The organism is Desulfobulbus rhabdoformis, assembly GCF_016919065.1.
Lineage (GTDB): Bacteria > Desulfobacterota > Desulfobulbia > Desulfobulbales > Desulfobulbaceae > Desulfobulbus > Desulfobulbus rhabdoformis.
In genome coordinates, this window is sequence record NZ_JAFFQA010000025.1 from 61,130 (window position 1) to 74,214 (window position 13,085).

The following is a 13,085-nucleotide window of genomic DNA, read 5'->3' on the forward strand; positions in this document are numbered from 1 at the left end:
TAATTCTTGATTGAAAAAACTATCTATGCAAGGCCATAACAGGTTTTCTCTGCCTTTTAGGCGAGAAACAAATACGTGGCCGCCAGACCGGTTATGGACATGGTGATAGTATAGGGCATAGCCAGCCAGACCATGCGGCCATAGGAAAGACGAATGACCGGAGCCAGGGCAGAGGTCAGGAGGAAAAGGAAGGCAGCCTGACCGTTGGGCGTGGCCACACTGGGAATGTTCGTTCCCGTGTTAATGGCGACCGCCAGTTTGTCCAGGTGATGGATCAGTTTGTGTGCCTGCTCGGCTGCGTCAGTCGGTAATGCAGCAAGTACATCGGCACGAACCAGATGCGGGTCGGTCAGTTTCTGCATCAGCTCCGCACCGCTCATACCAATGTTAGGAATATTGCCCAGTTCTTGAACAAAATGCATTTTTGTCTCGGAGATATAGACCGTTGCCACGAAGACATTGTCCGAGATCGCGGAAAGCAGGCCGTTGGCGATATAGTACGCACCCAACTGCGCATGGCCCTGCAGGCTCAGTACGTAGCTGATAATCGGCGCGAACAGGTGCTGCTCATGGATGACAGCAACGATGGTGAAAAAGACCACCAGCAGGGCAGTGAACGGCAGGGCCTCTTCAAAGGCATGGCCAATCTGATGCTCCTCGGTGACACCGTTCAACGCGGTCAACAGGACAATAACCGAGAGACCGATCAGACCGACAGCCGCCAGGTGGAAGGCCAGGGCAACAATCAGCCAGATACCGCAGCAGGCCTGAATGATCAGCTTGATCTTTCCTTTAGTGCCGCGCTTGGCCTCCATCTTCATCTCTGTTTCCAGAAGATGCGAGCGAATGTTGCCCGGCATCTCAAAACCGTAGGTGAACCATTTCTTTTTTTCGACCATGTAACAGGTGCAAAGACCCACAATCAGAACAGGGAGTGAGACCGGGGCGACCTCAATAAAAAATTCAGGGAAATGCCAGCCCATTACCGAACCGATCAGCAGGTTCTGCGGTTCGCCCACCAGCGTACAGACACCACCCAGAGCGGTACCCACCGCACCGTGCATCATCAGGTTCCGCAGGAAGCCGCGAAACTGTTTCAGATCAGCTTGCTCCTGCTCCTTGAGGGTCAGGTCACTGGTGAGATCATGCACAGCATCAGCGCTGCCTTTTCCTGAAACATACTTATGATAGATTTCGTAGAAGCCGTAGGCTACAGCGATAATAACCGCGGTGACGGTTAGGGCGTCAAGAAAGGCGGAAAGAAAGGCGCCGGCAAAGCAGAACAAGAGGGAAATCTGATACTTGGACTGTACCTTCACCAAGATGCGGGTGAAGGTGAAGCGAAGGAAGTCCTTCATGAAGTAGATACCCGCAACCATGAAAATCAGCAGCAGGATAACTTCGAAGTTGACCAGGGCCTCATGGTACACAGTCTCCGGTTTGGCCATGCCGATGAACACAGCTTCAAAGGCCAGGAGCCCACCAGCAGGCAGCGGATAGCACTTCAGAGCCATGGCCAGGGTGAAGATAAATTCACCGATCAGGATCCAGCCGGCAATAAAGGATCCGTAGGCATCGAGTAAAATGGGGTTGATCACCAAAAAGGCAAGAATGGTGATCTTGTACCAAAGTGGGGCATTGCCAAGAAAATTCGTGGCAAATGCTTTGGGATAGGACAGGGACATCGTTTGTTCTCCTAGGTTGAAGAATCGTAGTTGACCGCCAGGCTGTTCCGCCGCGGACGGCCATATTCTTTTGCAGGCTCAACGATGTATGGCCACTCCATCGAAAGCCTCTGACATACCAAAGTTAGAGGACTAGCCTCCAACGCGTTTGACAGTGTAACCGAGTTTTTGCAGCGCGCTCACCAGAGTATCCCGGTGTTCTCCTTGAATCTCGATAACGCCATCTTTAATGGCACCTCCGGCGCCACATTGTTTTTTCAGCTTTCCCGCAAGTTGACGGAGTGGTGCAGGGGCAAGGTTCAAACCGCTGACAGTGGTCACGCCACTGCCTTTTCGCCCTTTGGTTTGCCTGCCTATGCGAATAATTCCATCACTGGTTTTGGGGGGAATCCGGGAAGAGCATTGACATTTGGCCGTGGGCCTTCCGCATCCCGGACACAGTCTGCCGTGCTCAGTTGAGTACACCGCAACAGCATCAAATGAGGATTTCGTTACCATTTTTACGTTATTTTTTCAATGATTACTAGTGGTTTGTTCCGTGTTTTTCATCCGCCATTCAAGGACTTGCCCGCTGAGGAAGGATGTAACGCTGCCATGTGATTCCGGTACCTGCCAGGGGGCGCGTTCCAGGAAAGCCGATTTACTTGGAGGATTAATTCGATAGAAGGTACGACCATGGTTGGAAACAAAACCCGCGAGTTTTTCAAGGCAATTGTTTGCTTCAAAAAGCTGTGCCAGCATAGGCAGGGCGACGGGGGCGGAAAACACACCGGCGGCACAACCACAGCATTCCTTTTTATGACGGGGGTGGGGGGCTGAGTCCGAGCCAAAGAAGAGGCGAGGATGGCCTCTGAAAACCGCCTGGCAGAGGGCTTCGCGATCTTCCGGTCGTTTGGCAATGGGTTTGCAAAAAAGATCCGGCTGCAGCAAACCACCGGCCACATCGTCCAAAGTGATCAGCAGGTGGTGCAGGGTGACGGTGGCGGCAACGTTGTCATATCGGTTGAGGAGTTCGACCGATTTCGCTGTGGTTATATGTTCCATGACAATGCGGAGCCGGGGAAAGTTTTCAGCCAGCCAGCTGTAAACGGGGAGAAACTCCTGTTCTCGGTCCATGACAAAACCGTTGCTTTCTCCGTGCACCAGCAAAGGGATATCCAATTCTTCCAGCAGGGAGACCGTCTCGCCGATTCGGTCAAAATCACGTACACCTCCCTCACTTTGGGTGGTAATTCCCGCGGGGTAGAGCTTGAGCCCGATGATTTCGTCTTTGGCTGCCACGAGCTCTTCTCTGCTGTACTCACGAAAAAAAAGCGTCATCAGAGGCGTAAAGAGAACATCTCCACAGGCATCCTGAACCTGCTGTCGATATTTTCGCAGGCGCTGTAGGCTGTCCACGGGCTCCACCAGATTGGGCATGATCACACCAGCGGCGAACTGGGCAGCGCTGAAGGGGGCAACCTGCTGAAGCATAGCCCCCTCACGCAGGTGCAGGTGCAGGTCTAGGGGGGTCTCAATTTGTAGTTCCATGGTTATTTTCGCCGAGGTTTCGGGGGAAGTACATCGGTGATGGAACCATCCACCATCTCAGCGGCAAAGGCAAAGGTCTCCGCCAGTGTTGGGTGGGCGTGGATGGTCGAGCTGATCTGCCTGGCTGTGGCTCCAAGCTCGATGGCCAAGGCCGCCTCGTGGATCAGTTCGCCAGCATTGGCACCACAGATACCGGCTCCGAGCAGGACGCCGCTTTCGGTATCAAAAAGCGCTTTGCTCACGCCAAGGTTGGCTCCCGAGCTCAGAGCCCGGCCACTGGCCCCCCAGGGGAATTTTCCCTTGTCCAGAGAAATGCCCTGTTCCTGCGCCTCTTTTTCTGTCAGCCCTGCCCAGGCGATTTCCGGTGCGGTGTAGGCCACCGAAGGAATGATTTTGGGCGTAAAGCCTACCTGATGCCCCGCAATGACTTCGGCGGCGATTTTTCCTTGATGGGTTGCCTTATGGGCCAGCATGGGATCGCCAACCACATCTCCGATGGCATAAATATGGGGCAGCCTTGTCTGTTGTTGCTGGTTGACGGGAATAAAACCCTTGTCATTGGGCTCAAGGGGAAGTGCCGCAAGCCCGAGATCGGCAGTGTGAGGACGCCTGCCCACCGCAACCAGCACCGCATCATAGCGTTGGGTTGAGGTGTTCTTGCCTTCAAGAGAAACCTCCACGCCGTCGTTTTGTGGTGTTATTGCTCCCACACGGGTGTCGGTATGGATAGAGTAGCGTTTCTTCAGCTTGAGAAAAAGAGGTTGCACCAGGTCCCGATCAGCCGGTGGAATGAGCTGTTTTTGCATCTCAACAATGGTGATCTCCGTCCCCAATGCATGGTAAATCTGGGCCATTTCAAGCCCGATAATCCCGCCACCGATAATGAGAAGACGTTTGGGGATGGTTGTCAGCGCCAGTGCCGTGGTGGAATCCCATATCCGCGGATCTTCCGGAATGCCGGGGAGTTTAAAGGCCTGGGAACCGGTGGCGATGATAGCCTGGTCAAAGTGCACCTGCGTGCTCTCCTCCTGACCCCTTACTGCAAGCGTATGTGAGCCGGTGAAAGTGGCCGTGCCGGTCCGACGATCAATGTTTCGTGCCTTGCACAGAGTATCAAGCCCTTTGGTCAGTTGGCTGACCACATCTGCCTTATGGCTTCGCAGGACACTGAGATCGATTTCAGGTGAAGAAAAGGTAACACCGAACTTAGCGGCCTCGCTTGCCTCTTCGATAACATCTGCTGCATGCAGGAGCGTTTTGGATGGGATACAGCCCACGTTGAGACAGGTGCCACCCAGGCGGTTTCCCTGTTCAATCAAACAGACATGTAGTCCCAAGTCGGCGGCTCGGAAAGCCGCGGTGTAACCTCCAGGACCGCCGCCAATAACGGCTACCCCGGTCTTTACTTCCTGCATGGTCATTGGTCTCCTTTTGTAGTGTTGATCTGCCTGTGCCTCGGCAAATAGACGGTGCACGGCTTGTTCTTTACTGATTCAGGTTTGTGTTTGTAACAGAATAGGTGAGTACCCGCTACCAAGAGGGGGGGCTGTGAAAAGAGATGATCTCTTGCTGGAACCGGGATGTGGAGCATTATAACCGGATTATGCGGCATGGCTCAAGCAATAGCGGGGGGAAAGCGAGAATGTGTCCACCTTTGCGAAAAATGTGGAATGGGCGACAAAAATGAAGAGGTTGAGACAGGGCGAGAGGGAGAGTGAGGCTCATTGTTTGGGTGAAGAGAGCGATGTGTTTTTTAATTATTTGAAATTATAGAAAAATAATTTAAAGGGGCAGGTGGCCCATTGCTTGCTTTGGGAATGGACAAAGAAAAATACTCACTGTCTATCTTGTATTCTTGCTGAGGGGAGTCCAGTATTATGAAAGCCACCTGGGAAAAAATATTTGAGTATGCCTCCATGCCTGTCCATGGGACCCTGTCACGTAAACTGCGTAAGGGCGTGGAGTTGCAGGTTAATGAGGGGAAAATCTATGCAGCGGCTGTGCTCTTTCTTGGAGAAGAGTTTGTGCGTATCACTGAAGAAGATAAAGGGAAAATGGTCAACAGCTACTACGATTGGGGGGCGATCAGTACCATTCGCACCTTGAGTCCCAAAGAGAGTGCCGAGTAATAGAGCTGTCTGAGAATTTGAGAAGAAAAAGGAATAAAATATGGCACTTGCGTATCGTCCACTTGGAATAGTGAAGCAGTTTTTGGAGGAGATCGGCATTGAGGTAACCTATGCCTACGATGATCTCGTTTTTATTCAGCACAATCCCGTACTCCTTCAGTTTGGTGAAGTTGGAGAGGATCTCTTTTTTTACACCAATGTCGAAACCGGAGAGGAGGAGGCCGGTCAGATCTTTGCCGCGATTCAGGCAAAGGCACAAAGTGCGGGGATGAGCCTGATCCAACGGGGGAAATACCGTCTCTCAGAAGGAGAGGGGGAGAATTTATCGTTGGAATTCCTCGAAGATGCCGAGTCCTGAGTGACTTTAAGGTGATCTGAATTCGTGAAGGCGGGTGGTTGCCCAACAGTAGAGGGTGTTTGCGGATTCAGGTGTGAACAACCAGGAAGTGCTCCGCACATGTGCAATGTGTGGAGCACCACCCTGGACACAAAAAAAGGAGCACCCGTTGGAGTTACTTGCCTGCCCCCAGTGTGGATCGCAGTGGTTTGTCTCAAGCCGGAGCGGAGAGCGCACCGTATTTCAGATGGATGGGCAGCACCAGCCGGTGATCGCCCAACCCGAGAGTATTTCTGAAGACACTGTTCCCATCAATCCCGACCAGATTTTTTGCGGTGCCTGCAGCTGGAAAGGACCGGAAAACGATCTGGTTGAATCCCGATAGTCCTTCTGTTGCCGGTTAATAAGCCCGCTCTGAGGTGACAGTTTCTTACAGGGTGCCTTTATTGGGCTAACTGCTTTTCAACGCTTGCTATTTTATCATCCATCGTCTGCCCGCGGTCGGTACGTGTGCCGAGTTTTATCGTGGTTGTAATCCGCGGGGCTCCCATGGCATGGACCCGCTCATGGCACAGCTTCACCGCTGCCATCACCTCGTCCCAGTCTCCCTCAATATTTGTCCCATAGGCGTGAAGCTTGTGCTCCAGACCTGTTTCCAACAGTACCTTATGGCACTCGGTCACATATTTGGAGACAGAAACGCCAACGCCCAGTGGTACCAGGCAGAGATCAAGAATAACTTGCATTATGTCCTCCTTCTCCCGGATTGCGCCGGGTTTGCTTGGGGAAGTTATCAGGGCGCATGTTTAAAAAAAGGAGTTCTCTCCAGTAGCTGCACCTGGCACCCCCATTTCTTTTTTCCTCTTTTGCCAATTTTCCACTATGCTACAGACAGTGATCGAAGACAACCAGTAAATCCGGCCTGGAGGTTGCCATGCGTATTCTCGTACTTGAAGATTCCAAACCCACCCAACATCTGTTGCGTTCCCGCCTGGATAAACAAGGGTATTTTGTCGACGTTGCCGATAACGGACATCAGGGCTTCCAGTTGGCCACTGCCAATGCCTACGATACCATCATCACCGATATTCAGATGCCCCATTGGGATGGATTCAAGTTCATTGAGGCGATCGGTGTGGTCAATCCGCACCTGCCAATCATTGTGGTGACCTCCACCATGGATGATCGTGATGTTATGGATCGCTTGCATGAGCATACCAACGTCTATGGGGTCATGGCTAAACCCTTTGACTTTGAAGAACTCTTTGTGCGTCTGGGTGGGGTTCCCCGCCAGACGCACACCTCGGTCAATAAAAAAGCGAAAATTGTCTGCACCATTGGGCCTGCCTCCAATACACCGGATATGCTGGGGAAAATGATCCTTGCCGGCATGGATGTGGCCCGGCTCAACTTTTCCCACGGCAGTTACGATACCCATGAAGAAACGCTCTGTGCCATCCGCGAGGCGGAAAAGATCTGGGAGAAACCCATCGCCGTGCTGCAGGATCTCTGCGGTCCCAAAATTCGTACCGGCCCCATGCAGGAGGGCGCCGTACGTTTACAGGCTGGAGAGGTGATCATTATTCAGGCTGAGGCCATTGAAGGCACGGCCGAACGAATATCCACTATTACCCCCTCAATTCTCTCTGATCTACGGGTGGGGGAGCCGGTGTTACTGGATGATGGGCTGCTGGAGTTACGGGTGCTTAAGGAGGGTGAGCAGGAAGTCCATTGTGAGGTGGTGGTGGGCGGGATACTCAAATCAAGTAAAGGCATTAACCTGCCGGCCACCAACATCTCCTTACCCAGTGTGACCGAAAAGGACTGGCAGGATCTGGACTGGGGGCTGGAGCATTCGGTGGATTATGTGGCGCTTTCCTTTGTCCGCAGTGCTGAGGATGTGTGGCGTATCAAGAAATACATCAAGCATTCAGGCAAGCGCAACCTCAAGGTGGTTGCCAAGATCGAAAAGCCCGAGGCGGTGCAAAATATCCATGACATCATTGAGGTAGCCGATGCGATCATGATTGCCCGGGGCGATATGGGGGTTGAACTCCCTGCCGCGCGGGTCCCCAGAATTCAGGAGCGGATTATTCAGCTCTGCCGGGAGTTGAATACTCCGGTGATTACGGCCACCCAGATGCTTGACTCCATGACCACCAATGCCCGGCCAACCCGTGCCGAGGTCACAGATGTCAGCATGGCCATCAAGGAGGGAACCGATGCGGTCATGCTCTCCCAGGAGACGGCCACCGGTGTGGACCCGGTCAATGTGGTGCGAACCATGGCTTCGATTATCTGTGAAGAAGAGCGTTATGCAAAACCAAGTGCGGAACTCTTTCGAGAACTGGAGCATGACGCACTCAAATATCCGGCCCTTTCCGTGGTGGCCAACGTAAGTGGCAACAGCGCCACCCTTTTGCTGGATGCCGATGGCTCGCTTTATCCCATCATTTCCAAATGGAATCGTAAAGTATCGACCCTGCTGGTGACCAAGTCCCTCCATGTGGCCAGGCATGCCAACCTGTACAACAATATCTTTCCCATGATTATTCGTGAGGAGTTAGGCCGTACCGAGATGGTATTTCGCTCTCTCTCTATGGCTCGAGAGTGGGGCTATATCCATGCAGGCGAGAGCGTGGCCGTTGTCGAAGGGCCACGGGTCACGCGTAGTGGAATCCGTCAGTTGGGTGCGGTGCAGGTCATCCGTGTGGAAAAAGAGTGAGGCCATACGCTGATGTCAGAGGTCAGCTTAAGCTTTCTACCACTAGGGAATCTTGAATAATTGCTTTTTCTGCCAATCTCAGCGTCATGCTGAAAATTTTATCCTCGGAATATCAACTATATGCCTGCGGTAAAATTGTCAGCAATCCTTGACCTTGATTGAAAAATCTAATTATTCAAGACACCCACTGGATGCTGCAATTGGATTTGCTCCATACACTGCCAAAACACCAGGTTCGATATGGAGTGCCTTCGGAGAAAAATAGAAAGGGGACTGCTGCGGGAAAGTCCCGCAGCAGCTCATAAGAAAAAAACTTAATTTTTGACTTCAACCAAGGCCTGGACAGGAGCCGGAAGTTTGCGTTTCATATCCTCTGAGGAGACCCGTGCAGGAATAAACGGGGGTTGCCCCAGAGATTGCAGGACAGCAAGACCCGATTGGGGATCAAGCAGGTACTGGAGAAAAAGAGAGGCGGCTTCCGGGTTGGGCGCATCCTTGAGCAGGGTGATGCCATAGGTGATTGCCTTACCTTTGCGTGTGATGGTGGTGCCCGGCTTATTACCGGTTACCTCAACCGTTGCGTTTTTGTAAAAATCGTTGTGGGTGTAATCGCTGAGGTTGATCATCGGGTCCAGAGGAACGTATTTCAGATTATGCTGAACCGCGACCGAGAGGTACTCCCAGACATAATCCATCTCACCGGACTGGAGCAGGGAGATGAGTTCCACCGCTTTCGGGCGGACCCATGATTTTTTGCGCAGTTTAAGCATCTTTGCGTAAAAATTGTCGATCTTGTAATACTTTTCAGCAAGCTGCAGCACCATCAGGCTGCGGTAGCCACAGGGATCGAGATTGGGGTCGGAGTGTCCCCAGACCACGTCCGACTTGGAGAGGATCTCCGGCCAGTTTTTGCTGTTGATCTGGTCGGCATATTTGCTTTTACCGGTATAGCAGAGCACCATCTGATTGGTTGCAAAGCGAATGTTGGTGTCTGCAAACTTGGGGATCAGGTTTTTGTTAATGACCACATAGTCGGCAGAGGCCATGAGATCAGCAGGTTTGCCCAACTCAGAGATCATGCGGGCCATCTTGGTGCTGCCACCCGCTTCCCGCAGCACGTCGATGTTGGGATACTTTGCCTCGAACTGTTGCTCAATGGTTTTAAAAGGTACGGAAAGGCTTCCGGCATGGAAGATGATCAGCTGCTCCTTGTCTCTTGCCTGGGCGCTGAATGCCGCCAGCAGCAGGCTGAGCAGGCAGACAACACTGATTCGGGAGAGTTTGGTTGTAAACATCCGTGTGTACTCCTTAGCTTTTTGAGATTCTAGAAAACCTGAATCACGGATTCAGGGAAAAATCACCCGTGTTTGGGGGGCAGAAACCTGGAAAGTTTTTATGACTACCTAAGTTGCAGGGTGAGAATACCGCTCCCGGATGGAGAATACATATTTTGCTCAAAACCAAAAACAGCTGATTTGAATTTCTTCAAATCAGCTGTTTTCTATTTTGTGGTAAAGGAGAAAGACAAATTTTTCATTGGCAGCGCAGCAGTAACATCTGGGTAACCATAGGCGATTCAAAATGAGCCTCTTCCCTGCCCAACTCACCATAGCCAAGGCTGACCCAGCCGCCTTGCTCCTCCCAGACTTCATAGCCATACTTCCAGCCACCGCACTGATCTGTGCAGAGGTACTCTGCTGCTGGTCTAAAATAGAGGAAGTTAAGCCCCTCATCATCCTCGGCTTCACGGCTGCAACCAATCAGGATTTGATCCGCACCGCGTTGCCCGGCTTCGGCCAGAAGGGCCGTTTTAATTTGTTTACCGTTCATGTTGGCCGGTATGGTCACCAGGCTTTGGGCGAAAACACGGCAAGACTGCCCCACCTGAGCGGGTTGAAAAGCAATAGCAATCTTGCTGGTGGCCGGATACTCTGGCCCGCTGTATGTCGTATCTTCGTCATCGCTCCAGCCAACGAGTTGTTTGACGTTTTCCTGGGTGGCACAGCCCGAAAAGAGCATAAGAGCCAGGGCTGCAGGGGCCAATTGTTTCCACGATAGCATGTAGTGACACTCCGCAAAGAGGTAATAAGGTGTTGGAAGATGGAAAGCGTGCGTTTTGCTTTCTTTGCCAGCATAGGTGAATCAAGCTAAAGAAAAACAGGAGACCTCGAAGAATGCAAGGAGAAAAACAACGCACACTCCAAGCAGAGCTATTGCATTTGGTCGCCATGATGTTGGTTGTGTTGCCCAGCGTGCAGGTATGGACCATGTCAGCTATTGAACGAATCGGAATTTTGGGAGTTTGCTTATTGCCCTCCTGTGATATATGAGGGCTTGGATGAAATCGAATGAAATGATGGCCGATAAATTTTAACGCATCAGCATGAAAGACTTTTTGCTTTGTGGTAGATACAACCTCCATCAAAAGAGAGACATGTGCTTTTAAGGGCTTTGTCTAATTATTTTTAAGAAATCAATTTGTTATTGATGATGTTAGGTGCTATCTGCCACGTGAGAATGGCATGGTGTGCACAAAGGAGAAAGTCATGCTCAAAGACGGAGAAAAAGGTGTCATCCGCCAGCGGGGCACTGAAGAAATTACATACGCTATCGCGCCGCATATCCCCTGTGGCCTGATCAGCCCAAATCAGCTCCGGGCGCTGGCAGATGTTGCCGATAAGTATAAGGTGAAAGAATTGAAAATAACCAGTGCGGCCCGTATTGCCCTCATCGGCCTTGAAGAGGAGCAAGTGGAGCCCGCCTGGAAGGACCTGGGCATGGATCCCGGATACGCAGTTGGCCTGTGTGTTCGCAGTGTTAAAGCCTGCCCTGGCATTCAGTATTGCCGTCTGGCCCAGCAGGACAGTCTAGAGATGGGCATGGAATTGGATAAGCGCTACAACGGTATGGCCCTCCCGAGTAAAATGAAGATGGGGGTATCCGGTTGTAAGATCCAGTGCGCTGAAAACTGTATCAAGGATCTTTCTTTGTACGGCACGCCCAAGGGCTGGTCAGTGATGATCGGTGGCAGTGGATCAGCCTGGCCCAGACTGGCGGACCTTCTGGTCGAGGATCTGCCTTGGGAGGAAACTCTGGTAATGATAGCCCGCATTATTGACTACTACAAAGAACACTCCAAGCGGGAGCGTATGGGCCGTATGGTCGAACGGCTTGGCTTTGAAAAGGTGCAGGCGGATTTGCTGTCCTGATTGTGTGAAATCACGGGGGATTACGAGAAGCGAGAATGGATGAATACCTTGTGGGGGGCTTGAATCCGTGACTACGTGCTTATGGATGCTCACGCTCAAGGATTCAGGAGGGAAATTAGTTTTTACGATTCCCTTGAGACGATCAACTCATGAGCAGGCCGATGCAGAGCAATAGGCAGAACAGGAGCATGACGGCGGCTGTTTGCCCGAGCATACGAATATAGACCGGCCCCGTCTGCGGTGCGCCGATCATCCAGCAGAGTTTCAGACCAGACGGCAGGACTATGAGCGGCAGAACCAGCCAGTATGACTTGAGTGCAATGGCCATGATGACAAGGCAGAAAAGAGACAGGCCGAACCATACCCGGTATTCCAGGGCGGAAAAGCCCCGGCCGAAACGAACGGCCAGGGTACGTTTATTGGCCTTGATATCCGTTTCAACGTCCCGGTGGTTGTTGATCACCAGTAAGTTGGTGCTCAAAGCGCCGACCGCGGTACCCGCCAGCAGGACAACGGCGGAGCATCCCCCTGCCTGCACCAGATAAGTGCAGCCAACGGCGATCCAGCCGAAAAAAATCATGACAAAAATTTCCCCCAGCCCCAGATAGGCCAGCGGGAAGGGGCCCGAGGTGTACCCATACCCCATGAAAACGGAGAGCACGCCTACGACCAGCAGCAACCAGCCCCCATAGGGCACAAGTGCCAGCCCGACCAGGAAGGCCAGCAGAAAGACCGCAGCGGTCATGCGCTGCATGGTTTTAAGCGATATCAAGCCGGAAGCGGTCATTCGTTTCGGCCCCTGTCGTTCCTCCGTGTCCGCACCTTTGATGAAATCGTAATAATCGTTGGCAAAGTTGGTTCCGATCTGGATGAGCAGGGCGAAGAGCAGGCAGAGCAAAGCGGGTACCGTACGAAAACTGTCGGCCTGAAATGCCAGAGCACTGCCGACCAAGACCGGACAGACAGCCGCCGGAAGCGTCTTGGGGCGAATGGCCAGAAACCATGAATAGAGATCATTTTTCATGCGGTAAACAGGCTTTGTTGAGGGAAGAGGGATGGGGAATACGGGCGGGTGCTTATTCAAGACGCTCTTCACCCTCTAGGGTGTCTTGAATAATTAGATTTTTCAATCAAGGCCAAGGAATGCGTAAAATTTTACCGCAGGCATATGTGTGATATTCCGAGGATAAAATTTTATGGCTCTGAACAATTCTCAGTAAATGCTTATATTAGTTGCAAGATCAAAAGGTTAATCAAAAACTGGAGGTCTTGTCATGAAAATGCCGCAAATGTCTCTTTTGGAATGGCAGAACAAATTTGGATCCGAAGATGCCTGTATCGACGCCCTGATCAAAACAAGGTGGCCCGATGGCTTCGTTTGCCCTGAATGTTCGAGTAGAGAATACAGTTTCATAACATCAAGAAATTCCTACCAGTGTAGCCACTGTCATCATCAAACCAGCGTCACAT

General features: G+C 51.9%; 14 protein-coding genes. 6 read left to right on the forward strand and 8 right to left on the reverse strand.

The window, feature by feature from the left end; all coding sequences use genetic code 11:
• Positions 1 to 56: 56 nt before the first annotated feature.
• The 4 genes from nhaB to lpdA all read right to left on the reverse strand — a co-directional run bounded on the left by nhaB (position 57) and on the right by lpdA (position 4,630).
• A complete protein-coding gene (gene nhaB, locus JWJ90_RS13885; protein ID WP_205227835.1) occupies positions 57 to 1,685 on the reverse strand; it encodes a sodium/proton antiporter NhaB in 1,629 nt (542 codons plus the stop codon).
• 132 nt (positions 1,686 to 1,817) lie between these two features.
• Positions 1,818 to 2,183 carry a translation initiation factor Sui1 gene (locus JWJ90_RS13890; protein ID WP_205227836.1) on the reverse strand — a complete coding sequence of 122 codons (366 nt, stop codon included), beginning with the start codon at positions 2,181 to 2,183 and terminating at the stop codon, positions 1,818 to 1,820.
• Between the two features lie 15 nt (positions 2,184 to 2,198).
• The gene (gene pyrC, locus JWJ90_RS13895) at positions 2,199 to 3,215 is read right to left on the reverse strand and encodes a dihydroorotase (protein ID WP_205227837.1); all 1,017 of its coding nucleotides are present in this window, start codon (positions 3,213 to 3,215) and stop codon (positions 2,199 to 2,201) included.
• Positions 3,216 to 3,217: 2 nt separating this feature from the next.
• Positions 3,218 to 4,630 (reverse strand): dihydrolipoyl dehydrogenase, encoded by a 1,413-nt coding sequence (lpdA, locus tag JWJ90_RS13900; protein WP_205227838.1) that lies wholly within the window; start codon positions 4,628 to 4,630, stop codon positions 3,218 to 3,220.
• Between the two features lie 462 nt (positions 4,631 to 5,092).
• Between lpdA and JWJ90_RS13905 the strand changes: the two genes are divergently transcribed.
• From JWJ90_RS13905 to JWJ90_RS13915, 3 genes are all read left to right on the forward strand, one after another.
• Positions 5,093 to 5,344, forward strand: a complete 252-nt coding sequence (locus tag JWJ90_RS13905; RefSeq protein ID WP_240194930.1) for a hypothetical protein — start codon at positions 5,093 to 5,095, stop codon at positions 5,342 to 5,344.
• A gap of 40 nt (positions 5,345 to 5,384) precedes the next feature.
• Positions 5,385 to 5,702: a hypothetical protein gene (locus JWJ90_RS13910; RefSeq protein WP_205227839.1), complete on the forward strand. Its 318-nt coding sequence runs from the start codon at positions 5,385 to 5,387 to the stop codon at positions 5,700 to 5,702.
• Between the two features lie 148 nt (positions 5,703 to 5,850).
• Positions 5,851 to 6,066, forward strand: a complete 216-nt coding sequence (locus tag JWJ90_RS13915; protein WP_205227840.1) for a hypothetical protein — start codon at positions 5,851 to 5,853, stop codon at positions 6,064 to 6,066.
• Between the two features lie 58 nt (positions 6,067 to 6,124).
• On the opposite strand, the gene JWJ90_RS13920 is transcribed toward JWJ90_RS13915, so the two are convergent.
• Positions 6,125 to 6,427 carry an MTH1187 family thiamine-binding protein gene (locus JWJ90_RS13920; protein ID WP_205227841.1) on the reverse strand — a complete coding sequence of 101 codons (303 nt, stop codon included), beginning with the start codon at positions 6,425 to 6,427 and terminating at the stop codon, positions 6,125 to 6,127.
• A gap of 188 nt (positions 6,428 to 6,615) precedes the next feature.
• Here JWJ90_RS13920 and pyk point away from each other — a divergent pair, with 188 nt between their 5' ends.
• On the forward strand, positions 6,616 to 8,406 hold the full coding sequence (pyk, locus tag JWJ90_RS13925; protein WP_205227842.1) for a pyruvate kinase: 1,791 nt from the start codon (positions 6,616 to 6,618) through the stop codon (positions 8,404 to 8,406).
• A gap of 314 nt (positions 8,407 to 8,720) precedes the next feature.
• Here the strand turns inward: pyk and wtpA are convergent, their stop codons facing one another.
• Positions 8,721 to 9,701, reverse strand: coding sequence for a tungstate ABC transporter substrate-binding protein WtpA (gene wtpA / locus JWJ90_RS13930; protein ID WP_205227843.1), 981 nt, complete (start codon positions 9,699 to 9,701; stop codon positions 8,721 to 8,723).
• A gap of 238 nt (positions 9,702 to 9,939) precedes the next feature.
• Positions 9,940 to 10,467 carry a hypothetical protein gene (locus tag JWJ90_RS13935; RefSeq protein WP_205227844.1) on the reverse strand — a complete coding sequence of 176 codons (528 nt, stop codon included), beginning with the start codon at positions 10,465 to 10,467 and terminating at the stop codon, positions 9,940 to 9,942.
• Between the two features lie 485 nt (positions 10,468 to 10,952).
• Between JWJ90_RS13935 and JWJ90_RS13940 the strand changes: the two genes are divergently transcribed.
• The gene (locus JWJ90_RS13940) at positions 10,953 to 11,615 is read left to right on the forward strand and encodes an NAD(P)/FAD-dependent oxidoreductase (protein WP_205227845.1); all 663 of its coding nucleotides are present in this window, start codon (positions 10,953 to 10,955) and stop codon (positions 11,613 to 11,615) included.
• Between the two features lie 142 nt (positions 11,616 to 11,757).
• On the opposite strand, the gene JWJ90_RS13945 is transcribed toward JWJ90_RS13940, so the two are convergent.
• Positions 11,758 to 12,639, reverse strand: coding sequence for a 1,4-dihydroxy-2-naphthoate polyprenyltransferase (locus tag JWJ90_RS13945; RefSeq protein ID WP_205227846.1), 882 nt, complete (start codon positions 12,637 to 12,639; stop codon positions 11,758 to 11,760).
• A 250-nt stretch (positions 12,640 to 12,889) separates the two neighbouring features.
• Here JWJ90_RS13945 and JWJ90_RS13950 point away from each other — a divergent pair.
• Positions 12,890 to 13,085 (forward strand): transposase (locus JWJ90_RS13950; protein WP_205225963.1); only part of this gene is annotated, 196 nt, incomplete at its 3' end.

Excerpts from the sequence above, each read along its gene's own strand:
- pyk (WP_205227842.1), top strand. The coding sequence starts at position 6,616 with ATGCGTATTCTCGTACTTGAAGATTCCAAACCCACCCAACATCTGTTG.
- pyrC (WP_205227837.1), bottom strand. The coding sequence starts at position 3,215 with ATGGAACTACAAATTGAGACCCCCCTAGACCTGCACCTGCACCTGCGT.
- JWJ90_RS13935 (WP_205227844.1), bottom strand. The coding sequence starts at position 10,467 with ATGCTATCGTGGAAACAATTGGCCCCTGCAGCCCTGGCTCTTATGCTC.
- JWJ90_RS13940 (WP_205227845.1), top strand. The coding sequence starts at position 10,953 with ATGCTCAAAGACGGAGAAAAAGGTGTCATCCGCCAGCGGGGCACTGAA.
- wtpA (WP_205227843.1), bottom strand. The coding sequence starts at position 9,701 with ATGTTTACAACCAAACTCTCCCGAATCAGTGTTGTCTGCCTGCTCAGC.
- JWJ90_RS13945 (WP_205227846.1), bottom strand. The coding sequence starts at position 12,639 with ATGAAAAATGATCTCTATTCATGGTTTCTGGCCATTCGCCCCAAGACG.
- nhaB (WP_205227835.1), bottom strand. The coding sequence starts at position 1,685 with ATGTCCCTGTCCTATCCCAAAGCATTTGCCACGAATTTTCTTGGCAAT.
- JWJ90_RS13910 (WP_205227839.1), top strand. The coding sequence starts at position 5,385 with ATGGCACTTGCGTATCGTCCACTTGGAATAGTGAAGCAGTTTTTGGAG.
- lpdA (WP_205227838.1), bottom strand. The coding sequence starts at position 4,630 with ATGCAGGAAGTAAAGACCGGGGTAGCCGTTATTGGCGGCGGTCCTGGA.
- JWJ90_RS13890 (WP_205227836.1), bottom strand. The coding sequence starts at position 2,183 with ATGGTAACGAAATCCTCATTTGATGCTGTTGCGGTGTACTCAACTGAG.
- JWJ90_RS13905 (WP_240194930.1), top strand. The coding sequence starts at position 5,093 with ATGAAAGCCACCTGGGAAAAAATATTTGAGTATGCCTCCATGCCTGTC.
- JWJ90_RS13920 (WP_205227841.1), bottom strand. The coding sequence starts at position 6,427 with ATGCAAGTTATTCTTGATCTCTGCCTGGTACCACTGGGCGTTGGCGTT.